This window comes from Rhodopirellula sp. J20-39, from assembly GCF_057365095.1.
Map to the genome: position 1 here is coordinate 884,101 of NZ_CP195123.1, position 23,176 is coordinate 907,276.

The window sequence follows — 23,176 nt, forward strand, 5'->3', positions numbered from 1 at the left end:
ACACTCCGCATCATAAGCGTCGTCGTTAAGAGCTCTACTTTTCCATCTCAACCGCGTCATGATCCGGCGCTCTACCTGCGGATATTCGCGTGCCGAAGGATACGTCACACACCCGGAATTCGGAAGCGGCAGGTGATTCTCGGGATCCAGATGCCGGGTCTAGCCATCCTGAGACCCAAGCGGGCGACGACCCGCACGCCAACGACGCTTCGGCTGACAGGGGCTTTCTTTTTGGCAAGCTGAAGGCACCGCGTTTGGGGAAAGGTGCGATCGCTTTGGTGGTGGGGATTGGCATGTTCGCTGGAGTTGGCACGTTCACGTTTGGCTACGGCAAAGGTGCCAGCTACATGAGCAATAACCCGCAAACGTGTGTGAACTGTCATGCGATGCAGGGACACATGGATTCCTGGCAAAAAAGCAGCCACCACCACGTCGCAGTTTGCAACGATTGCCATCTGCCGCACCATCCAATCGGCAAATGGATCACCAAGGCGGACAACGGATTCTTTCACTCGTTGGCGTTCACGCTAGGCAACTACAAAGATCCAATCCAAATCAAACCTCGCAACAAACGGGTCACCCAAAGTACGTGTGTGTCGTGTCACCAGGACTTTGTCCACTCGATGTTGCCCGCCGTTACTGGTCAAGACATGCAACAGTGCGTGCATTGTCATAGCAGCGTCGGCCATGCCGGCCGTTAACACCTTCTTCACCTGAATCTCTTCACTTCAAGCTTTTTCTAACATGGCAACTCCTTCGAAACGTAGCTTCGGCTGGCTTTTTGCGTTGATCGCTTTGGTCGCTTTCGCAACCTTTGGCGTCGTTGCCTTGCTGGTCAATATCTTCGAACGCAAGCAAGAGGCACGAAAGCCGTTTGTGCGTTTGGTGGAAGTGAACGAAGTCAGCACCGATCCCAAGCCGTGGGGCGTCAACTTTCCGCTGCAATACGAAAGCTATCTTCGTACCGCCGATACCGAGCGAACGACCTACGGTGGCAATCATGCGATGTCGCCGAGCAAGCTGAAAGAGTTCCCGTGGTTGAAACGGCTTTACGCTGGATATGCGTTTAGCATCGAATACCGCGAGGCCCGTGGTCACGCCTACATGCTGGGCGACCAAGAGGTCACGAAGCGCGTCACCGAAGTCCAGCAAGCCGGTGCTTGCCTGCACTGTCACGCATCGATCGCCCCGACCTATCGCCGCATCGGGCTGGAAAAGATGGGCAAAGACGCCAGCGAAGCATCGCTCGGCGAATCATTCGACCAAGAAGCCGTGATGGAAGGCTTCAAGGCGGTTAGCCAAATGAAGTATGAAGACGTTCACGCTGAATTGACTAAGACGCCCGATGGTGTTGTCAAAGCGGCTGAAGGGGATCCGCACCTGGGTGACGCACACCCGGTTTCCTGCATTGATTGCCACGATCCTGAAACGATGTCGATTCGTGTCACCCGTCCAGGCTTCATCCTCGGCATCGCCAAATTGGCGGAGTCCGACGATCCGGTGCCACATTTGCCTAGCATCCAAAAGTGGCGTGATTCGAAGTCCAAAAAACCGTACGATCCCAACGTCGATGCGACCCGTCAAGAAATGCGATCGTTCGTTTGTGGCCAATGTCACGTCGAGTACTACTGTGCCAATAAAATGACGCTGACGTTCCCTTGGGGTAATGGCCTGAAGGTCGAAGACCTAGAAAAGGAATGGGAAGACACGACGTTCCCCGACGGTGAAGATGGTAAGTCCGGCGGCGAATTCTATGACTACGTGCACAAAGAAACCGGCACCAAAGTCTTCAAGGCGCAGCACCCTGAGTTTGAATTGTGGAGTCAAGGGATTCACGCTCGTGCCGGAGTCAGTTGCAGTGATTGCCACATGCCTTACGAACGCCAAGGTGCCACCAAGGTTAGCAGCCACTGGGTTCGCAGCCCGATGTTGAATATCAACAAAGCGTGCCAAACGTGTCACCATGTATCCGAAGGTGAGCTGCAAGCTCGCGTTGATACGATCCAAGGCCGCACGCAAGCGTTGATGGCCCGTGCTGCTTCCGCCATGACCGACATGCTCGACGCGATCGTCTCGGCCCAAGAAGCCGGAGCCAGCGAAGATGATTTGAAACCGATTCGCGAACTGCAACGCAAAGCGATGTGGCGATTGGATTACATCAGCAGTGAAAACTCCAAAGGCTTCCACGCTGACCAAGAAGCGGCACGCATCCTAGGCGAGTCGATTGACTACAGTCGCCAAGCCCAAGCAGCCGCCTATCGATTGGGCGGCTCGCCCAAGCTGAAAGAAAGCAACGATTCTGTTGCGCAAGCTGACTGATTTCGGCTTTCTGGCTGGTTCCCCTTCCCCTCGTTCGACTCCTCCCAGGGAGCTTTTGATCTCACATTTTGGCGAGGAAATCACACCCAAACCTCTCCCGGCGCAGAGGTCGTGCAGTTATTAAGTGCTGTGCCAATAACGCCTGGAGAACCCAGCCCGCGCAGCGAAAGGGGGCGAGCAGAGCCGTTTAGGCGAATGCGAGGTGTGGGCCGAGCACTGGATTGCGATGCATGTCGGGCGGCCACAGTCAGGCTGGCGTTCCCACAATCAACGCGTACTCTTTTAGTTCACCTTGAACCTCAATTGCCCAAAGCTCGAATGCTCTCATTCTAAGTGTTCGGTTGCCGGTGAGGTGACTTCCTGCACCGGGCTCGAGGACGCAGGCGATGAAGTATGCGCTCGATCACCTTCAATTCGACGTCGGTAAAAAGGTGATCCATCGCGATCTCAGCCGCCGGCGGTTACGAACTTGGGTTCGGGTTGCCAGAGGTAGAGGAACGTTGGCATCATCGATCGATCCATGCCGGGGACGCTCAGGGGTAACAGAGATGCGGTGGGCATGATCGGGGTGACGTCGAATTCGCTAAGTGCACGATCGTTGCTGCGTCGCAGCAACACGACGGGTGCATCGCTGGAAAGCCCCGCCATTTGACCGGCGATGTCGATAGCGTCATCGAGATAACCGGTTGAATCAATCAGACCTAATTCGACAGCTTGGCTTCCGGTCCAAACGCGTCCATCGAAGATAGGCGAGTTGGCTGTTTTGGACTCGTCGTCCTGGGAGTCTTCGTTGTCCAAGGCCATTTTGTCCGACTCAATCAGGTCGTTTGTCGCCGGCACGTTTAATCGTCTGGTGCGTTTGACTTGGGCGATGAAGCGTTCATGGAATTGGTTCGCCATCTCTTGCAAGATATCGCGTTCGTCTTCGTCCATTGCGCGTTCAGGCGATCCAAGGTCAATCTTTTCGCCTGCCTTCACGGGGACGGGAACGATGTTGTATTGCCCTAGAGTGTCTTCCATGTTGTAGCTGTTCAGGATCACACCGATGCCGCCGACAACGGATGTGGGGTGGGCCACGATTTGGTCGGCATGGGTTGCGAGGTAGTATCCACCGCCGCAGCCTGTGGTCATCAAGCAAGCGACCACGGGAATGTCTCGACACTTCTTCAGTCGGGCAACATCGTTGGCCAGGATATCCGTCGCGGTAACTCCGCCACCGGGAGTGTTGATGCGCAGGACGACGGCGCTGATGGAACCGTCGCACTCGATCCGCCGCATCTTTTCACGGAACAAAGCGACCGGGTTTTCGCCCATCGTGTTGAGGCCGCTGAAGTTGCGGTTGACGATCAATCCGTCCACGTCGACGACTGCGATCCGCCCGCCGGCGGAGTGTTGGTTGCCATCGACCACGACGGACCGAATGGGTGTTGCGGTGTTGTCGCTACGTGAGACCGTTGCGACTTGGCCAGTCATGCGGATGTCTCCGTCGACGCCCATCTTGCCGCCCAAGTTCATCTTACCGCCAACCAACGCACGAATGGGATGTTGGCAACCGGATACGAACATGACGAATAGGCCAATCGTCACCATCCCAAGCAATTGGGTGTTTCGATTGTCACAGCGAGCAGCAATACCGAACATTTCGATTCCGTTCTTCGGCTGAAATTTCCGACAACGTTGCCGTTTCCTTGGCGCGTCGGCATGATAGGTCACATCGTTTGGAATCGACTTGATCGTCTGATTAGACGAGTCGAAACCAACTGTCACGTACAACCCGAGCAATCGACATGACTGAAACCGACCTCGCCGACGACCAAACCTCAGTGACGGAACTGAAAGCGGTCGTCCAGCAATTTGTGGACGAGCGGAATTGGCAGTCCTTTCACAACCCGAAAAACCTAGTCATGTCGTTGGCGATCGAAACGGCCGAGTTAATGGAGCATTTTCAGTGGTTGACGCCAGAAGAGGCATTGGTTGTCAAAGATGATCCCGTTCAAAAGCATGCGGTTGGCGAAGAGGTCGCTGATTGCCTAGCGTATTTGTTGGCGATTGCGTCGAAGTTGGAAATTGACCTGGCGACCACGTTGAAAGCCAAAATGATTCGTAATGCGGTGAAATACCCCGTGCCTGCGGACGGATTGGCGGAACCCTCGAAAAATGAAAATCGGAGATAATCGCGAACCTGATCGATATTGCCCTCGTCTTGACACTTGACGATAATGTCGTCATCGGGCCGCGATACGCGTCGTGGCAGAACTCCCGTACGTTGCATACGCCCGTTCTGGTTGGCACCTGGGCGTGTCGGCGTCAAATCATTTTGAAAGGAGGTGATCAAGTGGATTATTGCTGTACTAGCCAACGGGGTGGAAACCCTTGACGAAAGTCGGCGGGCTGACGCTTGGGTCGGCCACCCCACTCGCGATCACTTTCATGATGGGAATTAAGCACCTTGCGGCTTAATTTCTCGACTGAGAATAACGCGAGACTTACCTGCTTGTTGAGATGGTTACCTTGGTCTCAGCAGGCAGGTTTTTTATTGCGCTGGCGGTCATGGGATGGAAGTGGTGTCTGTGGCCGCCCCCATCATCTTGACCGTGGCTTCACGGCACGCGATTGAGCCGATGACGGCCCGCGTTGGCTCTGCTACTCTGGCACGAGTCGAATATCTGGTATTCCGTTTGTCCGACGATCGAGGGTTAACCCATGGTCGACAAATTGGCAGTGAGTCTTGGAGGATGGCCCGAGTTGGATTTTGGGCTAGCCGATTGCACGCTTGTCTCAGTTCCTTGCGGTAACCGGGACGTGCGCCCCAGCGGTCGTCAGAATCAGCCTCAGGACTAAGACCGGATCGACACCACGTGTCCCGCGGTTTGCCTCGGCCCCGCATCGTTTCTCCACCTCCCACCCATGCCTCTCGGCTCACTTCATGCTATTTGCTATCGGACAGTTAATCGCTGGTTCCTTGTTGTTGTTGATCGGCGGGGAAGGCGTCGTTCGCGGTGCCTCGCGACTGGCGATCCTGGCCCGATTGAGTCCTCTGTTTGTTGGATTGACGGTGGTTTCGCTGGGGACCAGCGCACCTGAAATGGCGGTTAGCATCTCGACCGCGCTGGAAGGTAAAGCAGACATCACGATTGGCAACGTGGTGGGCAGCAACCTCTTTAACATGCTGGTGATCATCGGCTTCAGCGCGATTGTTGCGGCGCTTCCGGTGGATCGACAAATTACACGTTTTGATGTTCCAGTCATGATCGCGGCTTGTGTTGCGATGGGAGTGCTTGGCTACGACGGCAACATCAACCGGATCGATGGGATCATCTTGTTGATCGCCATGCTTGCGTACTTCGCGATCTCGTATCGATTGGGAAAGGAGCAGCCATCGGAGGACATGAAGGAGTTCGTTGAGGATGTCGCGGGCTCTCCCATTGAATCGGATTCTCTTGGCAAAAAAGCGGTTGCGGTCCTACTTCAATTGTTGATTTTGGCTTTGGGCATCGGTGCATTGATCTTAGGTTGTGAATGGTTCGTGGCTGGATCGGTCACTTTTGCACGTCACTTTGGTTTGTCTGAAGCCGTGATCGGTTTGACCATCGTTTCGGTAGGCACGTCGCTACCGGAGCTGGTCACGTCCGTTGCGGCGACTTTGAAAGGCGAGCGAGGCATCGCGATCGGCAATGCCGTCGGAAGCACGATTCTGAATATCCTTGCGGTCTTGGGCGTTGCTTCGGTGGTGTCGCCGGTTGGCATCAACGTGCTGCGTTCGATCGCCATCATCGACGTCCCCGTGATGATTGGAGCGGCTATTCTGAGCTGGCTTGTGCTGCGGACCAGTCACGTAGTGACTCGGTACGAGGGCGTCTTTTTAGTACTGCTGTATTGTGCTTACATCGTTTATCTGTTGATTGCCAACGACGCGATTTCAACTCCTTGGTGATCCCATGAGCCGGATTGAACGTCTTCGCTACTCGCGTCGTCAACTGGTTCAGATGATCGGTGGGAGTGCGGCTTTATCGGCCATTCCCGCCGGTTGTGATTCGCTTCAGCGATTCGTCTCCGGAGCGTTGCCCGCCGCGGGCGAACTGTTGTCACCCAATCGTGAAGCGGGCCACCGCTTGCGTTTGCCAAGTGAAGAACGTTGGGCATCGATCCAAGCTTTGCCAAGTGATCATTCGCCTGCTCGCCATCAGTGCGTGATCATCGGTGCCGGTGTTGCGGGGTTGTCCGCAGGGTGGCATTTGATGGATCAAGGCATCGAGGACTTTGTTGTTCTTGAGCTGGAATCGGTTGTGGGCGGGACCGCTCGCAGTGGGCAGACGGATGGTTTTCGCTATCCATGGGGAGCGCATTACTTGCCGGTTCCCCAAGCCGATAACCAAGATTTGATCCGCTTTTTACAGTCATGTGGGGTGGTAGATTCGGTTCAGGAAAACCATGTCATTGCTTCAGAACAGTTCTTATGTCGCGATCCCGAAGAACGTGTGTTCGCACAAGGACGTTGGTGGCAAGGATTGATTCCAAACGGCGTTTTGACAACGGCCGACCAGGATGAGCTGAGTCGTTTTACGGACTTAATGATCGGTTGGTCGCAGCGGAAGGGAAGTGATGGAAAACCTTTCTTCTCTCTTCCCACGTCGACGTGCAGCACCGATCAGGAAGCGAAGTCACTCGATCAGTTATCGATGTCCGAATGGCTAGCGAGCCAAGGTTTTCAGTCGAACGTGTTGGCGTGGTTGGTGGATTATTCCTGTCGAGATGATTACGGATTAACGGCGGATCTAACCAGTGCATGGGCAGGCTTGTTCTATTTCGTCGCTCGGATGCGAGGCGATTCAGGTGAAACTCAGGAAGTACTGACGTGGCCGGAGGGCAACGGGTTTTTAGTCGATCAGTTGCGACATCCGATCGGCGATCGCGTTCGCGTAAATCAAGCGGTCATGGAGGTGATCAAGTTGGACGATGGATCGTTGCGGGTGCAGGCCTTTGATACTTTGAAACAAACCAAGACTGTGCTTCATGCGGATCAAGTTGTCATGGCCTTGCCGCAATTTGTGGCCAACGAAGTGTTATCGGAAAACCTACGGATGGAATCGTGGTCAGACGCGAGGCAAGCATTTCAGTATGGAACTTGGTGGGTGGCGAACGTCCATCTGACGGACCGACCGGCGGAGACAACGTTTCCGATGGCGTGGGACAACGTCGCGTTTGGCGGGACGTCGTTAGGCTACGTGAATTCCGTTCATCAAATCGGCCGTGACCATGGGGCGACGGTACTGACGTGGTACTCCGCAATTCCCGGCGATACGCCCCAGGGCGTTCGAGAGCAGATGTTGCGACTGACGTGGGCGGAGGCCGCCGAGGCGGTGATATCCGATTTGGAGACCATGCATCCGGATATCCGAGGATTCATTTCCCGGATCGACGTGATGTTGTGGGGACATGCAATGGTGCAGCCTCGTGTCGGTACGATCTATCACCCGTCGCGGCAAAAAGCGTCAACTCCCCGAGGCAACGTGCATTTTGCCTGTACGGATTTGAGCGGCATCGCTTTGTTCGAAGAAGCGTTTGATCACGGACGCCGCGCTGCTAGATCGGTTGCAGAGCTTATTGCTCACGCAACTTAGTACGTGCTTTCAGACGTTCGATCAACCGTGATACGACGGCTGGATTCTGCGACGCCAAGTTGACGGCTGGATCGGCGTCAAAGTCATAAAGCTCGGCTTGACCATTGGGGTGCAGCACCAATCGATGTCGATCGTCACGAATGGTCGTCGCTTTGGCATACGCAACGGCAGTATGCCCGGAGGCTGATGGGGCTTTTAGGATCGGCTCGATCGAGACGCCGTGCACGAACTCGGGTTTGGGTAGCTCGGCGAGACTACAAAGCGTGGGGAACAAATCGATGGTTTCCACGATCGATGCTGAAGGCTCGCCTGGGCTGGGGATGCCGTCGTAGCTGATGATCAGCGGTGAGTGCAGTGACTCTTCAAAGAGGGTGTGTTTTCCCCACACCGCGTGTTCGCCCAGATGCCATCCGTGATCGCCCCAGAGAACAATGATCGTGTCATCGCGAAGCTTGAGCTGGTCGAGTCGATCGAGTACTCGTCCGACCATGGCGTCAGCGTAGCTAACGCAGGCGGCGTAGTGCTTGCGGACGAGAGTGGCAAACTCATGATCTTCGTTGGGGTTCTTGCCCCATCGATTGTATCGATTGAACTCGCCTGACTTGTGCCAAGTCGAGAGGCCTTGGGGGCGATCGGGGTGGGGAATTGGCGGCAACGTCGCGTCTTCATAGGGCTGCATGTATTTGGCTGGTGAGCCAAACGGCAGGTGAGGCCGGATGATGCCAACGGCTAGGAAGAATGGTGACGATTCATCAGCGGCAAGAAGATCCAGTTGCCCCAGTGCCTGGTCAACGATCAGACCATCGGGATAGATCGAGTCGGGACCTTCAGCTGACTGAAACACATCCATGGTGCTGGCGTCATTTCGGATTTCGCCGTTCGCTAGGCCATGCATTGCACCGCGCGGGTGTTGCCAAGGTCCGGCCGGCAGGAGATGTCGATCCCAGGAATGAGGCATTTCGAGTTTAGATTCGTCGTTCCAGTCTTTCCCGCCGCTTCCGCCCGGATGATGGGAAACTTTCCCAACCGATACAGTGGTATAGCCGTGTTGGCGAAACCACGCAGGAAGACTAGGGGGTACTTCGGCGGATTTGGAAATTGCGTCTGCTCGACTGAAGATCGCATTGTTATTGGATGGCCCGTATCGCCCCGTCAGCAATGCAAACCTGGATGCGCCACAGGTCGGAGCTTGGACGTAGTGACGTTGAAAGAGTCGGCCCTGGGATGCGAGTGCATCAATGTGAGGCGATTGGATGTAATCCTTTCCGTAGCATCCCAGTTCAGGCCGCAGATCGTCCACGCAAATCAGTAGCACGTTGGGGGAACGAGGCTCTGCAAACGCGGTTGGTAAACATGTCGCACAAAGAAGTAGTAACGTTGAGCACAATCGGGGCATGATTCACTGGCCTGTATCGATGGGGGCAAAAAGGCGGGTGGATTGGGTGCGGATAACAAAGGGTGGGATTGAACTTGGGAATCGAGCGAACCAAGATGGTAGCCTAGCGGCGTTTCGAATTCCCGTTTCTAGCAGGAAATTTGTCTGTGATTGTCTTTCCACAATACGGATTGATGCCGCGTTGGCCTGAAAACGGGCAAGCGTTCATTCACCCCGACGATGTGTCGCTGGTTGCGCGGTTGATTCCGAGTGAGCGTGTCTTGCGCCGCGATTCCTATGATGGAACGTATTACCACTATCGCTATGGTGATCTCGCGTTCCGATTGCGGCCCTGCATGTGGTTGCCGATCGAAGGCGAAGGTTTGGATTTGGCCGATGAAGTGGAAACCACCGGCGTGGGAATGGAACGTGAATTGTTTGTGGGTGTGGTGACGGGGATGTATTACGTTCGTCGCAAGGGACGCATCCTGTACCGGCTTCGGCGTGGAAACCAAACAATTGGTCGGCTCTACGTTCGTGAGCACCTGAGATTACTGACCGAGAAACGCCGTGTGCGAAAAGGAGAGATTGATCACCCGACCCCCAAATGGAATGGGGCCGGCGACCGAATCGGCGGTTTGGTGGATGATGAACCCGAGTCAACATAACCAAGTCATTTCCAGTTAATTCGACCGGGCCAACCAATTACGTCCGCGGTCAGGAAGAAGAGACCCGACCAGGGTAGTCAACACCGTAAGATGTTCGGCGGAGTGGGACGCGTTGGTCGGCATTTCAGTTGCTATGCACCACCATCTCCGTTTAACGACCATTCGATCCTGGTTTCGCTTGACCTCAGGCTAATCTCTCAATTGCGAACCAGACTTTGATTGGCACCATAAGAAGCTAAGCTTGAACCCATATCTGGGTTGAAAGCTGTTTTACATAAACTCTTGTCTCAACGTGCAGTGAATGCGTTGCGACACCAACGGAGCCCCCTCGTGAATACGAATATGGATTGTCCGACGATTGCCAACCTGCAAGAGCTGCTTGATTCCGGCTGGAAATCGAAAAACGTTAAACAAGAGATCCGTGACAACTTCTCGCGAATGCTTGCCGGCGGCGAAGAGCTCTACCCGGGCATCGTAGGATATGAAGATACGGTCATTCCTGAGATTAACCTGGCTCTGCTCGCCGGGCATGACATGTTGTTCTTGGGTGAAAAAGGTCAGGCGAAGAGCCGTTTGATGCGCCAGTTGGTGCAGTTCTTAGATCCGTTCGTGCCGTACATCGATCATCCCGAATTGCCGGTTCACGAAGACCCGGTGAAGCCTATTTCATCGCTGGGGCGACGTCTCGTTCAAGAGAACGCACCGAAGGACATCCCAATCGCTTGGTGGCCTCGCAAAGATCGGTATGCTGAGCGTTTGAGTCCGGGAACCAAGTTCGCTGACATCATCGGAGAAATTGATCCGGCCAAGTTGACCGGTGGCGTCAGTATGAGTTCCGAGGAAGCGTTGTCGTTTGGATTGATCCCGCGAATGCATCGTGGCATCTTTGCGATGAACGAATTGCCGGAGCTAGATGACTTGGTCCAGGTTGGCTTGTTCAATATTCTGGAAGAACGCGACGTTCAAATTCGTGGCTATCCGATCAAGTTTGATGTCGATGTCATGATCCTGTTTTCGGCGAACCCAGCTACTTACAATCGTAGCGGTAAGGTCATTCCGCAATTGAAGGACCGCATCGGCACGATCGTGCAAACTCACTATCCCCGCGAACGCGACCAGGGCATTGAGATCTTGCAACAAGAAGTCGGGGAGGATTTGGGCGGGGATTATCCCGTCCATGTGCCGTACTTCATGTATCAAATCATCGAAGAGATCACCAACCGTGCTCGTCAGAGCAAGTACATCGATCAAGCGTCCGGCGTCTCGGCGCGATTTTCGTTGGCGAACTTTCGCACCATCGTCGCGTCGGCTCGGCAACGAGGCATCGTTTGTGACGAAAAGCCAGCGGTGCCCCGAATTAGTGATCTAGGACATCTCTATTCGAGTTCGCTGGGCAAGCTGGAGCTCGACTTGATGGGCACGCATCAGATGAGCGAAAAGCAGGTCATTGATGCTGTGATCGCTGAGGCCATTCAGACCGTGTTCAGCGAGTATATCGAAGAACATGGATTGGCTGAGATCGCGGAGATTTTCCGTGGCGGCGTGCGAGTGGAAGTAGGCGATCTGCTTCCTAGTAGCGTGTATGCCGAACGTTTGCAGCATGTTCCGCCTGCTTGGGATCGGGCTTTTGAAGTCAACGCAAGTGAGGACGAAGCAATGCGTGCCTCATGCGTCGAGTTCATTCTGGCGGGGCTCTACAGTATCGATAAGATCAGCCGCTCACAAAAACACGGCAAGATTCAGTACGAAACTTGATTGCGTGAATTCCGGTCAAACGAATACTGGTCAAGCGATTGACTGACAGTAATCAGGGCTGACGGTTTGCAGCGCCGTCATTTGGGTCACTGGCATCATCGAAATGCAACTTCCTGCATTGATCTGAAGAGACGCTCAGTCGGTTTAGCGACCGCCCACCATGATTTGACCGACGAGTAACCAGACAAAAGTGAAAGCGACACCGAATGCGGTGTGGACTGCGTCAACGTTCATTGAAAGCACCTCAGGCAGAGATTGATCACTCATCAATTGCTCGGATGCAATTCACAAGTGGTAAGGGAACGGAAAGTGGGCCGTTTCCCTGGCCTGAGTGCTAGCGGGTTTCGAGGAGGGATCGCACGAGGTGCAAAACTTCACTGACGAAACCGGCTGGCGGTATTATTCCATGCGGAGTATCCGACGCCGCACAAGTAGTATCGGAATCGCAGCAAGGAAAGTTGCCAAAAAGATTTGCTGGTCCTAGGGACTGCCTAACCGGCAATCTTTAACAGCACGCGTGGAGCCCAATCGATTGGTTATTGCTCACGCCTTGTTTGGTTCTTGTGCTCGCAGCGGACGAGATATCGAGCCTATCTGCAAGACTCATTTGGGTGCCGTTAGCCCGTTACGTCTGCAGGTTGAGGATCGCTTTTGGGACTGTCCCACTTTGCCGGCCAAGTGAAGATGAAGGACGCTCCTTTACCCACTTCGGATTCAATCCAAATGTCGCCGCCCAGGCTGGTGATCTGCTTCTTCGCAATTGCCAATCCCATACCGGTGCCGTCGACATCGGTAGCGATGCGCTGATACATCTCAAACACTTTTTGATGGAACCGAGGGTCGATCCCAGTGCCGTTGTCGGTGACGGTGAACTTGCATTGGTCCCCTTCCCGCGAAGTTTTCACTTCGATCGTACCTTCACCACCTTTGTCGTTGTACTTGATGGCGTTGCTGATCAGGTTCAGCAAGACTTGATGGAGCGGCGTGCGAAGGGTCTCGATGGTGGGCAAACGGTTCGCTGCCGTGATGCGGAAACCTTCGGGGAAATCCAGCATCGATATGATTTCAGCCAGAAGATTTCCGACATCGACCGCCTCGGGGTTTTTTTCAGTGCGTCCAACCCGCGAGTAATTTAGCAGGTCGTCCAGCAAGTTTTCCATCTTGTTAACGCGTTCCTGCATCAAGACCAAGTGCTTTTGCGACTCGCTTGGCAGTAAGTCACCGCAATCTTCGCGGACCCAGGTAGCAAGATGATTGAGTCCGCGCAGCGGGCTTTTCAGATCATGGGAGGCGACGTATGCAAAGTGATCAAGTTCCTCGTTCACGCTCTCTAGTGCAACGGCTTTCTCTGAAACCTCTTTTCGCAACCGTTCGGAATCAACGAGTAACTCGTTCGTTTCTCGGTTCCTGTCGCTGAACACCTGCGCCGCTTGTGCCATTCGGCCAATCTCATCATTGCGGTCTAACGCGGGGATGGTTTCCATCGTTTCGCCAGCACCCAGACGCCGGAATGTTTCGGTAATCAATGATAGCGGCGAAATAATTGTCAGGGACAATCGAGCCGCGAGTGCCGCGGCGAGTACGATCGCGGCGATCGAAGTCAAAATGGCAACGATTCGAATATTGCGGTTCGATGCACGCCGCGCCATTCGATTTTGGTCTCGTTGAAGCTCGACCTTGTCTTTTAGGCGATTGGAATAATAGGTGAACTCTGAAATCTCGCCGGCCATGACCACATTGGAATAGAACATGTAGCTGCGGGTTGCCTGGAATGCCCGCGTGCCCAACTGAATGAACTTGGCGAGTTCTTGATCCAGCTTTCCTTGGATGGCGGTGACTTCCTCCCGGTCCGCCTGATCAGCAACGTCTTTCATGAGTCGGCGGATGGTGGCAACGGAACTAATCGCCGATGCGAAGTCGCTAGATCGCGGGTTGATGAAGTACTGCTGCAATGATTGGCGAGCGTTGAGATACGCTTGAACTCCGTCGATCAATTGGTTGTCGATCATGACAGAACGATTCGTTGTGTTAGACAGTACCTGTTCTTGCAATTCGTCGATGGTTTGGTTGACCTTCACGTCTTGTTCTGGCAAATCAATCTGCACCAATTGAGTTCGCAGCTTACGTTCTTCGGTGGCTTGTTCCAGTTGATCGCCGAAGGTCATCAACGAGCGACGCATCCGCTGAAGCAACTCTCGCATGTCGCTGACGTCGTCCTGGACAATGACGTTGTCGATTTGGTTAAGCAACGATAGCTTGATCGAGATCGCCCCTTCGAGCTGGGCGGTGCCCCCAGTCTGCAAATGCTTTTCGGCTTTGGCCTTCAGTTCTTGGATATCACGGTCAATCTCACGGATCGAAGACGCGGTGCGTTCGGATTGCTCGTAGACCTTAAAGTTGTTGGACCAGCGAGTTTGGTTCACCCAAACGACGACCGTGCTGAAGACACACACACCCACTAAAACAGCGCACATCGCGTAGATGCGTTGTCGCAGGGAATAGCGGAGAGCGAAGTCAATCACGGTAAATTCTCGATGGGCTGAATTCAAGTTCGGACAACGCGAAACGTTGTCGAGGAGGATGTTCTAACTGGAAAGAAAGTCGTTCCATCGCATCAGGCTGTATTCGTAATTTTCCATCACGGTGTTCCAGACCGCGACATTGGAAAAACGCTTTTCGTATGAGCCGCCATCTCGGCATTGGCCCTTGTTGGCGACTTTGGATCCGTCGGTGCCGACCAGTTCTTCGGTCGCGGGTTTGCCTCGATACCAGAAATCCCATTCCGCATCGCTAAGAAAGGGTTGCGAACGTTTGGGATTGGAGATGTAGTAGCCCTGTCGAGCGATAAACGCGCCGGGCCATCCCGATAGCCACCAGTTCATGTACTCGTAGGCGGCGTCTTGAGCCTGAGTGGTCGCGGCAGCAGAAAGGCACATCACGCCGTGCCATGCACGATACCCTTCACGGGGAGAGGCGTAGACGCAATCGATACCTTGTCCACGCAGTTGGTAGACGGCGGGTGAGAACATGCTTTCGATGCTTGATTCGCCCCGCTTCATCAATTCAACTGAAGCCGGCACGCTGCTCCAGACGCCTCGGAAATGACCGGACTTTCGGTACTTCAGCAGCACTGTGAATAGCTGGTCGAGTTCTGGACGTGTCATGTTCCCGATGTCACGGAACTGTGCTAGCCCTTTCGCTTGGGCGGCCAGGGCCAAGTCAAAAAGACCGATAGTCGGTTCGTTGACAATCGCAACTTTGCCGTGATAGGCATCGTCCAACAACCAACTCCAGCTTTCCGTTTCATAAGGGACTCCACGTTTGATTTTGCTTGCGTCGTACCCGAACGAATCCACATTGTGGACGTAAGGCAGGTAACTGACCTTATCGGAAACCCGGCTGCCAAGTGAAAGATCGTTTTGGACGTAAAGAATCTGGTTGGGTGCGTCACCAGCGCCCAGCCGAGCATCTGGTGTGAGACGACCTTGCGTGGTCAGTTGATTGATTTCAGACCAATTGCGAATTCGTGTCGAATCGATCGGTTGGATTGTCTGTGCCTGCCAGAGGACCCGGATGCTGTTGGACCACTGTTCATACAAGTCGAACGATTTTGGTTGGGTGGACGCTTTGTGAAGCACTTGCGCGCTTCCGCCAGGGGCGAACTCCAGTTCGATGCCTAGATCTTGTTGCGCCTTCAATCGCAACTCTTCCTGAAGTGTCACATGGGTGCCGAGGACCCGCAGTTTCCACTTTTTGGGTGTGTGGATCACGACTCCAGATTGGGCCTTTGCGACGGGCAGCGATGCAAGCGAAAGTGAGGCAGCGCACATCTTCAACGCAGTTCGACGGTTGCACTTGCGCTTCAAAATTCGCACTCCTGTCCAGTTTATTGGCGTACTGACCGTCAAAACACGTAGAGAGGCCAGTGGTGGATTCAATAGTTGGAATGAAGTATGGGACGCAAAAGGAGAAAGCGTCGATGCTCAAATTGTTGAATTTTAGGTTCTGACCGTTTGCGGCTGATCATTCATCTGTAACTGGATCATGTCGCGGTACCGACCGCCCCGCTGAAGCAATTCTTGGTGGGTACCGATCTCGCTGACCTCACCGTCCTCAAGCACCACGATCTGGTCTGCACCCACGATTGTGCTGAGACGGTGTGCGATGACAAAAGCGGTTCGGTCCTGCAGTAGCTCTTCCAGGCTGCCCTGGATCAAACGTTCGCTCTCGCTATCGAGATTGCTGGTCGCTTCATCGAGGATCAAGATTTGCGGGTCGGCTAGGATCGCACGAGCGATAGCCAATCGTTGTCGTTGTCCACCGGAAAGTTTGACACCGCGTTCGCCAATAAGCGTGTCGTAGCCTTCTTTGAATTTCGAAATGAATTCGTCCGCCGCTGCCGCTCTGGCCGCTTGGATGACCATTCCGCGATCGGCACGTGGTTGAGCGTAGGCGATGTTTTCGTGAATGCTACCGTCGAACAAGAAGACATCCTGTTCGACTATCCCTAACAACGATCGATAGCTCGACAATTGAATGTCGCGCAGGTCGACACCGTTGTAGAACACGGCTCCCTCGGTGGGATCGTAGAACCTAGCGATCAAATTGGTGAGCGTCGTCTTGCCGGCGCCGCTGCGTCCCACGATCGCCACTGTGTGACCGGACTGGACGTTCAGCGACACGTTTCGAAGGACGGGAGTGTCTGAGCCAGGGTAGGCGAAGGAGACATTTTGCATCGCAATCGCGCCGCCTCGTACCTCTGTCGACAAACGAGAAGCCCCTTCGCGGCTAGGGAGTTCTTCCTCGACGTCCAGTACATCCAAAATGCGATCGAGCCCGGCCAGATTGTTCTGGAAAGTCACGGCGCTACCGGCGATGGTGGCTAGCGGATCCAACAGCATCGTTAAGTAAACCAGGAACATCATTAAATCACCAAGGGTCAAGTCACCCTCGATAATTTGAAACCCGCCGTAGAGCAGCAGACCGGTTGAAGCCAAGGGAATGATGACTTCCCAAATCGTTTCGATGATTCGCATCCACCACCATGTGAAGAGTTGTTGGCGGACCAGGAAGTCGCCTTCGCGAACATAGCGAGACGACTCGCTGCGGCGCGCGAAAACGTGCGTACCACTCGGATGCCGCCGAACGTTTCGGTTGCGCCGCTATCGATCCGTTGACGTTGTTTGCGGACATCACGAAACAATGGCCGGATGCGGTTGATATAGGTGCGGTGCGTCAGCCACACGATCGGTAGCAAAGCGAGCCCGCCGAGCATCAACTTCCAATCCACAAACATCAAAATGATCAGCGACCCGATGAACTGCACCACCGCCCGCCAGGGGTTGTACAGCATGCTGAAAATCATCTCCGAAACACCACCAGCGTCTTCGCGAATCAAGCTTGCCACTCCGCCACTTTTCATCGAGTAGACGTGATGAAGAGGAAGCCGAACGGCGTGATCGAAGACGTGGCGACGAATGGATACCTGCGATTGGTTTACCGCTTTGGTTGCTAGCCATCGGCCGGCCAAGTTGGCAACTGTACCGATTAAGGTGATCACGGTGACGGCAATAGCGATCCCGACAAGGGTTCGCATCGGGCTAGAAACGGGATCGCCAAGGATCGCTTGCACGCTTTCGAATTGGGACATCCATCCAGGCAGAGGTTGTGCCGGGCGAGTCAAGACAGAGTCAATCGCGAGCTTGGTACCCAGAGGTGGTACCAGTCTTAGTGCGATGCTAATTGTCAGGAAGCCCAACGCGGCCACGATGGTGGCGCGATGTCCTTGGATCAATCCCCAGAACTCACGAAAGAGTTCCCAGAATGAACGTTCCCGGTCACCAATCTTCTTGGAGCTGCGGTCGGTGGAACCGTGCCCCGAACCATGACCACGTTGATTCTTGGAATCGCGGTTGCGGCTGCGGACGGTTTGTCGATAGTCGTCGAATCGAAGGCGACTGGGTTGGATGGGCATCTTGACTGTTTACCTGAATGCCGTTCGGGGCGGCAACGTAACCCTGGGTGGGTTGAGAATTTGGAAAGGAAGCTGGCTCGTCGAACAAGGCCAATCGGGCATGTGATCGGTTGAAAGTGTGATCGATCGGGCTTGTGACCAATCTGGCGTCGTTGGCTACTACTACGCGAAGTCGAGTTAGATGATGGGATGCTGTAGTGGGCCGTCAACGGCATGGCTGATTGATAGCGGGAATATTTTGTTCAACTTTTTTAGTGGACGTGAATCTGGGTGGGCGACTCAATAGAGGGATGCGCCTTTGGCAACTTCGGTGCCGTTCCAGATAGCTCGGGGAAGCTGAAGTTGCGGTAAATTGAAACTTTGGCGTTTGGCGATGCGAATGTTGAACAGGATTTGAAGGCTGTAATCCGGAGCACATCAAAAATTAACTTGAATGTGTCGAGTCTCCCCCATATCAATCTAATTACCAAGGTGTGTTGTACGCGCCACGCAGTTTTCCTGACCGACCCCTTCGTTCGGTGGTAACCTATCGAAATGGCGGGTGTTGGATTGCGGGAAAGTTACGACTCTGGAATGTAGCCTTTCAACGGTATGTGTCGTTTATGAGTCACATCACTTTTGCCTCACTGCGAGCTTTGCTTGTTCTATTTGTGGCTATCGGATTGGTTTCGATCAACGGTTGTGGATCGGGTGGCAATACGACCGTGGAGGAGTCGGGGGAGTACACCTTCGATGATGTCGCGGCCCAGATTCAAGCGGAAGAATCAGCCACCGACCAGGAGCGATGAGATGAGTTATAGCGCGAAGCCAACTCCTTCGGTTCGTTTTCTGTTCAAGCGACAACCGGCCAAGCGACAACCGGCAGGTTTCACCTTAGTGGAACTATTGGTCGTCATCGCGATCATTGGTGTGCTGGTGGGCTTGTTGTTGCCGGCGGTACAAGCAGCACGGGAAGCCGCGCGGCGAATGAGTTGTGGCAATAACTTTAAGCAGATTGGCTTGGGGTTCCACAACTACCATGCAGCGTACAACCAGATGCCGATCCACGGGACTGGTGCCACCAACGAAGCAAACAACAGTTCGACAGCAGCCCAGGATGATGATGGGACTGGTTTCACCCGTTTGGAATTGTCGTACTTGGTTGGACTTCTACCGTTTGTGGAACAACAAGCGGTTTGGGAACAAATTAGCAATCCAATGGTCGAAGAGGACGGAGATCTCTGGCCAGCGTATGGGCCGAGACCGATCGTGGGAGAGTATCCGCCATGGGCAACTAACATCACGACGTTTCGTTGCCCAAGTGATCCGGGTAACGGTTTGCCAGCGTTGGGACGCACCAATTATGCCGCGTGCACTGGCGACGGTTTCTATCATGCGATGGAAGGCGTCACCGTATGGACAGGTTCGGTTAGCAGTGGAAAATGGTTATATCAAACGGATTCCCAGGCGGTGATGCGTGCACGTTGTGGATTGCGTGGTGCGTTTGTTACTCGTAAGACGATGCGGTTTCGTGATATCACCGATGGGTTGTCCAACACCATTGCCGTAGGCGAAATCATCACCGGTTTACAAGACAACGATATCCGAGCGGTTGGGTTCGACAATACAAAGCACGGCAGCACGACTTTGAAGATGCTGAACAATCCTAAGCTGTGCGAAGAGGTTGCTCTGGATGATGGTTGGCTGGACCCCTCTCGGCCCGGTTTCTGGACCGGCGACACAAACACCTCGTCCGTGACTCAGCGTGGTTTCCGCTGGGCAGATTACCACCCAATGCACACTCAGTTCAACACGATCCTGCCACCGAATTCCGAGGTGTGTACGGTGTCAACTTCAGAACGTTATGGAGTCCTCCCCAGCAGCAGTCGTCATCTGGGCGGGGTGCATATCTTGTTAGCCGACGGCGCCGTCAAATTTGTGACCGATTCAATCGAGGCCGGGAACTCGAAGAGTGCCTGCGTTTATTGCGATGCGACTAGTTCAGGTGACGACAGTGCGTTGCCAGCCGGTTCGCGGAGTCCCTATGGGCTGTGGGGCGCACTGGGCACGCGAGCTTCGCGTGAATTGATCCAAGAAGCGTTCTAGGCAGCCTTCTGAACGGAATTTCTTTAGGTGATGGTCCGTCGTTAGTTCTCGATCGGCTATAATCGGGGGCACCTTCCAGAATAACGATATAAGGCCGTCCGATGAACGATCCATCCTACGAGTCCTGTTCACCTGGGTCTGGCGACTCGGGGGAATGCGGAGTGGCTTGTGGTTTAACCGATGTTGGCCTTCGTCGCAGTCAGAACCAGGATCAGTTTTTGATCGCTGAGCTTCGAAAGTCGATGCAGGTGCAAGCATCCAGTCTTAGTTTTGAGGCGCAGACCGACTTGTTTGGCGATGTGCGCGGCCAGTTGTGGATTGTCGCCGACGGGATGGGCGGGCATGCGGCCGGACAACGAGCCAGTCGCGTTGCAATGGATCAATTGATTCAACAGTTGCTCAACACGGTGCACTGGTTTTTGCAATCCGATCAAGGGCATCGTGGTGACGAGGCGGAGTTTGTCAGCTCCCTTCAACGAGTTTTACACGTCGCTCACGACGAGATTTTGTCGGAAGCGGAAAACGACCAATCCCAGCGAGGAATGGGAACAACGCTGACGATGGCGTACGTTGTCTGGCCGCGAATGTATGTGATTCACGTCGGCGACAGTCGTTGTTATTTGGTTCGCGACGGGGTTTGTGAGCAATTGACCACCGACCACACCTTGGCACATCAATTGGTGGAAGCGGGTGGACTGAAACCAGAGGACGAAGCCGATAGTCGGTGGAGCAATGTGCTTTGGAACGTTTTGGGCGGCAGCGGTGAGCACGAGTTGACTGCAGAAGTACGACGAGTGGACTTGCTTGAAGGCGACACCGTGTTGCTGTGTAGCGATGGCCTTAGCCGCTATTTGTCCGCGTCGGCTCTCGCGGATGTGATTGCCGAGGGAACCAGCAAGTTGGAATCGGTGTGCCAACGGCTGGTCGATCTCGCCAACCAAGCTGGTGGTGAAGATAATATCACGGTCATTGTCGCCAAGCCCGACCGAGCACAATTGACTGCTCGGTCCAAGCGTGACGATGAGCTCGATTTGCGGAATCTGCTATCCGATCCGGGGGGCTTACCCGATGAGTACTCCGATGCCGAGACGCTGCCCGGCTAATTTGGAACGCTGATTCGCCAACAAAGGCGCTGCTTAGCAAATGAGTGCGCTTGGTTGCCGAATAACTCGGAAATCAACAGTTAGCCACGAGGGCCTTGGCCATGAAATGGTGGGTGGCCGATTTGCCGCATTGGCTAACCCTTTGGAAGCGGCGATTTGGCAGTTAGAATGGAATCGTTGATTCCCGATCTACAATGGTAGCCGTGGTTCGAATCTTGATGGTTTTCGGATCACGCCTGATGTTGAGTCCTGCCTTTCCTCCCTACCGGTGCCCACCTCATGACAATGCGCTTACCCAACCCTTCGTTTCGGAATTCAATTTGGCAATCAATGTCATCTTCTGTTTTCGTGCCTTTCGCGATGGTCGCTACCGTTTTGGCTATTTCCCCGACGGGCGCGGTTTCTGCAGCAGAGACTGGTCAGGACACCGCATCGGTTGTCGTGACGCTGGGTGATTCGACCCTTACTTCGGGTGTTCCAGGGGAAGGTCCTTTAACCATCACCGAGGTTACCGAGTGGTTGGATAATCCCGCGAATCATCAGCAGCTTGAAGTTTCCTTGCCCTACGGGATCGATGCTGCCAAGGCAAATATCCATATTCCGGAAGACAATCCGATGACCCGTGCGAAAATAGAACTGGGACGTCAGCTCTATTTCGATACCCGACTCTCGTCCGACAACACTGTTTCATGTGCGACCTGTCACGCTCCCGACCAAGGATGGGGAGCCAACACGCAGTTTGGCGAGGGCGTTGATGGCCAGACCGGTAACCGAAACTCTCCTGTATCGTTCAACCGCATTTTGAGCCGGCATCAATTTCATGATGGTCGAGCCGCGTCGTTGGAAGAACAGGCTGTCGGGCCGATTGCCAACCCCATCGAAATGTCCAACACACACGAAAGCTGTGTCGAGACGTTAGCGAAGATTCCGGTGTATCGTGTGCAGTTCGAAAAGATCTTTGGTGACGGCGTCAATATCAACAACGTGGGAAAGGCAATTGCCACGTTTGAAAGGGCCATCGTGACCGGGCCGGCTCCGTACGACTACTACGCTCCGCTGGCCAACTTCGAAAAGGCATTTGCCGACGACTTGGAATACCTAGACGAAGAAGACCCCGAACTGGCTAAGCAATATAAAGAATTGAAAGCAGCGGCAGCAAAGCATCCGATGAGTGAATCAGCGATTCGTGGCATGGAATTGACCTTTGGAAAGGCCAACTGCACAGTTTGCCATGCGGGTGCCAACTTCACTGACGAGCAGTTTCACAATTTGGGTGTGGGCATGACCGCGGAAGATCCTGATCTGGGGCGGTTTGTGGTAACCGGCGACGAAAAAGACAAAGGTGCGTTCAAAACGCCAACGATGCGGAACGTTGTCGACTCGGGACCTTACATGCATGACGGAAGCCAGAAAACGCTGGAAGAAGTTATCGAGTGGTATGATCGAGGTGGCCACCCCAACCCGTGGCTTAGCGACAAGATGAAAAAGCTGAACCTGTCCGAGTCAGAGCGAGCGGACTTGGTCGCGTTTATGGTTGAGGGGTTAACAAGTGAATTCCCGGTCATTGAAACGGGACGGCTTCCTCAATAATGAGCGATCCCTTTTTCTTGCTGATTCTGTTCGGCATTCCGGTCGTTAGCCAAATCGTGTCATCACAGATGCGTAAGCGGTTTGTGCAATTTTCCCGTGAGCCGATGCCGTTGACGGGCCGACAGGCGGCCGAACGAATGTTGCTGGAAAAAGGAATTATGGATGTGCGAGTGATCTCGACCGCGGGCAAGTTGACTGATCACTATGACCCTCGCAACAAGACGGTGAACCTGAGCCAGGTGGTCTATAACGAAAGCAACGTTGCGGCTGTAGCCGTGGCCACGCACGAATGTGGGCATGCCGTTCAAGATGCGACAGGCTATCCGATGTTGACGGTGCGGTCGAAGATGGTGCCACTGTTGAAACTTAGCAACGTGGCACTGCCCGTGTTAGCGTTCGGCGGCGCCAGTATCTCTCAATTTGCTGGTAATCACGGGACCGCAATCTTGTGTCTGTTTGCATTGGGGCTACCAGCTTTGTTTAGCTTGGTGACGTTGCCAGTGGAGTTCAATGCCAGCCGCCGAGCACTGAACTGGCTCGAAGAGGTCGGGATTGCCGCCGGAGATCAGTACGCTGGTGCACGTAACGCTTTGTTTTGGGCAGCCATGACTTACGTGGTGGCCGCACTGGGGGCGATCGTCCAGGCGTTGTACTTTGCCAAGCTATTCTTAGGCCGGCGCTGAATG

General features: G+C 54.2%; 17 protein-coding genes and 1 pseudogene. 12 read left to right on the forward strand and 6 right to left on the reverse strand.

What is annotated here, in order from left to right:
• Window positions 1-239 precede the first annotated feature (239 nt).
• Window positions 240-701 (forward strand): cytochrome c nitrite reductase small subunit, encoded by a 462-nt coding sequence (gene nrfH, locus ACR3ZL_RS02965; RefSeq protein WP_473653421.1) that lies wholly within the window; start codon window positions 240-242, stop codon window positions 699-701.
• Between the two features lie 43 nt (window positions 702-744).
• The gene (locus tag ACR3ZL_RS02970) at window positions 745-2,319 is read left to right on the forward strand and encodes an ammonia-forming cytochrome c nitrite reductase subunit c552 (RefSeq protein ID WP_473649368.1); all 1,575 of its coding nucleotides are present in this window, start codon (window positions 745-747) and stop codon (window positions 2,317-2,319) included.
• Window positions 2,320-2,766: 447 nt separating this feature from the next.
• Here ACR3ZL_RS02970 and ACR3ZL_RS02975 read toward each other — a convergent pair whose 3' ends face one another.
• Window positions 2,767-3,909: a S49 family peptidase gene (locus ACR3ZL_RS02975; RefSeq protein ID WP_473653420.1), complete on the reverse strand. Its 1,143-nt coding sequence runs from the start codon at window positions 3,907-3,909 to the stop codon at window positions 2,767-2,769.
• 197 nt (window positions 3,910-4,106) lie between these two features.
• Between ACR3ZL_RS02975 and ACR3ZL_RS02980 the strand changes: the two genes are divergently transcribed.
• From ACR3ZL_RS02980 to ACR3ZL_RS02990, 3 genes are all read left to right on the forward strand, one after another.
• Window positions 4,107-4,493 carry a nucleotide pyrophosphohydrolase gene (locus ACR3ZL_RS02980; protein WP_473649367.1) on the forward strand — a complete coding sequence of 129 codons (387 nt, stop codon included), beginning with the start codon at window positions 4,107-4,109 and terminating at the stop codon, window positions 4,491-4,493.
• Between the two features lie 752 nt (window positions 4,494-5,245).
• The gene (locus ACR3ZL_RS02985) at window positions 5,246-6,253 is read left to right on the forward strand and encodes a calcium/sodium antiporter (protein ID WP_473649366.1); all 1,008 of its coding nucleotides are present in this window, start codon (window positions 5,246-5,248) and stop codon (window positions 6,251-6,253) included.
• 4 nt (window positions 6,254-6,257) lie between these two features.
• Window positions 6,258-7,940, forward strand: coding sequence for a flavin monoamine oxidase family protein (locus ACR3ZL_RS02990; RefSeq protein ID WP_473649365.1), 1,683 nt, complete (start codon window positions 6,258-6,260; stop codon window positions 7,938-7,940).
• On the opposite strand, the gene ACR3ZL_RS02995 is transcribed toward ACR3ZL_RS02990, so the two are convergent.
• On the reverse strand, window positions 7,921-9,336 hold the full coding sequence (locus ACR3ZL_RS02995; protein ID WP_473649364.1) for a sulfatase: 1,416 nt from the start codon (window positions 9,334-9,336) through the stop codon (window positions 7,921-7,923). The genes ACR3ZL_RS02990 and ACR3ZL_RS02995 overlap by 20 nt on opposite strands.
• Before the next feature lie 146 nt (window positions 9,337-9,482).
• Between ACR3ZL_RS02995 and ACR3ZL_RS03000 the strand changes: the two genes are divergently transcribed.
• On the forward strand, window positions 9,483-9,983 hold the full coding sequence (locus tag ACR3ZL_RS03000) for a hypothetical protein (protein WP_473649363.1): 501 nt from the start codon (window positions 9,483-9,485) through the stop codon (window positions 9,981-9,983).
• Window positions 9,984-10,325: 342 nt separating this feature from the next.
• Entirely contained in the window at window positions 10,326-11,738 is a 1,413-nt protein-coding gene (locus tag ACR3ZL_RS03005) for a magnesium chelatase (RefSeq protein ID WP_473653419.1), read from the forward strand.
• A gap of 144 nt (window positions 11,739-11,882) precedes the next feature.
• Here ACR3ZL_RS03005 and ACR3ZL_RS03010 read toward each other — a convergent pair whose 3' ends face one another.
• The 4 genes and pseudogenes from ACR3ZL_RS03010 to ACR3ZL_RS03025 form a co-directional block, all read right to left on the reverse strand.
• Window positions 11,883-12,005, reverse strand: a complete 123-nt coding sequence (locus ACR3ZL_RS03010) for a hypothetical protein (RefSeq protein ID WP_473649362.1) — start codon at window positions 12,003-12,005, stop codon at window positions 11,883-11,885.
• A 350-nt stretch (window positions 12,006-12,355) separates the two neighbouring features.
• A complete protein-coding gene (locus ACR3ZL_RS03015) occupies window positions 12,356-14,260 on the reverse strand; it encodes a sensor histidine kinase (RefSeq protein WP_473649361.1) in 1,905 nt (634 codons plus the stop codon).
• Window positions 14,261-14,323: 63 nt separating this feature from the next.
• Window positions 14,324-15,568, reverse strand: coding sequence for an ABC transporter substrate-binding protein (locus ACR3ZL_RS03020; RefSeq protein WP_473649360.1), 1,245 nt, complete (start codon window positions 15,566-15,568; stop codon window positions 14,324-14,326).
• A gap of 168 nt (window positions 15,569-15,736) precedes the next feature.
• A pseudogene (locus tag ACR3ZL_RS03025) lies at window positions 15,737-17,712 on the reverse strand (ABC transporter ATP-binding protein).
• Window positions 17,713-18,314: 602 nt separating this feature from the next.
• Between ACR3ZL_RS03025 and ACR3ZL_RS03030 the strand changes: the two are divergent.
• From ACR3ZL_RS03030 to ACR3ZL_RS03050, 5 genes are all read left to right on the forward strand, one after another.
• Window positions 18,315-18,500, forward strand: a complete 186-nt coding sequence (locus ACR3ZL_RS03030) for a hypothetical protein (protein ID WP_473649358.1) — start codon at window positions 18,315-18,317, stop codon at window positions 18,498-18,500.
• Window position 18,501: 1 nt separating this feature from the next.
• A complete protein-coding gene (locus tag ACR3ZL_RS03035) occupies window positions 18,502-19,797 on the forward strand; it encodes a DUF1559 family PulG-like putative transporter (RefSeq protein ID WP_473649357.1) in 1,296 nt (431 codons plus the stop codon).
• A gap of 101 nt (window positions 19,798-19,898) precedes the next feature.
• Window positions 19,899-20,900 carry a PP2C family protein-serine/threonine phosphatase gene (locus ACR3ZL_RS03040; protein ID WP_486173195.1) on the forward strand — a complete coding sequence of 334 codons (1,002 nt, stop codon included), beginning with the start codon at window positions 19,899-19,901 and terminating at the stop codon, window positions 20,898-20,900.
• 330 nt (window positions 20,901-21,230) lie between these two features.
• The gene (locus ACR3ZL_RS03045) at window positions 21,231-22,490 is read left to right on the forward strand and encodes a cytochrome-c peroxidase (RefSeq protein ID WP_473649355.1); all 1,260 of its coding nucleotides are present in this window, start codon (window positions 21,231-21,233) and stop codon (window positions 22,488-22,490) included.
• On the forward strand, window positions 22,490-23,173 hold the full coding sequence (locus ACR3ZL_RS03050) for a zinc metallopeptidase (protein WP_473649354.1): 684 nt from the start codon (window positions 22,490-22,492) through the stop codon (window positions 23,171-23,173). Before ACR3ZL_RS03045 ends, ACR3ZL_RS03050 begins: the two co-directional genes overlap by 1 nt.
• The last annotated feature ends 3 nt before the right edge of the window (window positions 23,174-23,176 follow it).

Coding starts and splice junctions, on each gene's coding strand:
- ACR3ZL_RS02970 (WP_473649368.1), top strand. CDS start 745: ATGGCAACTCCTTCGAAACGTAGCTTCGGCTGGCTTTTTGCGTTGATC.
- ACR3ZL_RS02975 (WP_473653420.1), bottom strand. CDS start 3,909: ATGGTGACGATTGGCCTATTCGTCATGTTCGTATCCGGTTGCCAACAT.
- ACR3ZL_RS02980 (WP_473649367.1), top strand. CDS start 4,107: ATGACTGAAACCGACCTCGCCGACGACCAAACCTCAGTGACGGAACTG.
- ACR3ZL_RS02985 (WP_473649366.1), top strand. CDS start 5,246: ATGCTATTTGCTATCGGACAGTTAATCGCTGGTTCCTTGTTGTTGTTG.
- ACR3ZL_RS02990 (WP_473649365.1), top strand. CDS start 6,258: ATGAGCCGGATTGAACGTCTTCGCTACTCGCGTCGTCAACTGGTTCAG.
- ACR3ZL_RS02995 (WP_473649364.1), bottom strand. CDS start 9,336: ATGCCCCGATTGTGCTCAACGTTACTACTTCTTTGTGCGACATGTTTA.
- ACR3ZL_RS03005 (WP_473653419.1), top strand. CDS start 10,326: ATGGATTGTCCGACGATTGCCAACCTGCAAGAGCTGCTTGATTCCGGC.
- ACR3ZL_RS03010 (WP_473649362.1), bottom strand. CDS start 12,005: ATGAGTGATCAATCTCTGCCTGAGGTGCTTTCAATGAACGTTGACGCA.
- ACR3ZL_RS03020 (WP_473649360.1), bottom strand. CDS start 15,568: ATGTGCGCTGCCTCACTTTCGCTTGCATCGCTGCCCGTCGCAAAGGCC.
- ACR3ZL_RS03030 (WP_473649358.1), top strand. CDS start 18,315: ATGAGTCACATCACTTTTGCCTCACTGCGAGCTTTGCTTGTTCTATTT.
- ACR3ZL_RS03035 (WP_473649357.1), top strand. CDS start 18,502: ATGAGTTATAGCGCGAAGCCAACTCCTTCGGTTCGTTTTCTGTTCAAG.
- ACR3ZL_RS03040 (WP_486173195.1), top strand. CDS start 19,899: ATGAACGATCCATCCTACGAGTCCTGTTCACCTGGGTCTGGCGACTCG.
- ACR3ZL_RS03045 (WP_473649355.1), top strand. CDS start 21,231: ATGTCATCTTCTGTTTTCGTGCCTTTCGCGATGGTCGCTACCGTTTTG.
- ACR3ZL_RS03050 (WP_473649354.1), top strand. CDS start 22,490: ATGAGCGATCCCTTTTTCTTGCTGATTCTGTTCGGCATTCCGGTCGTT.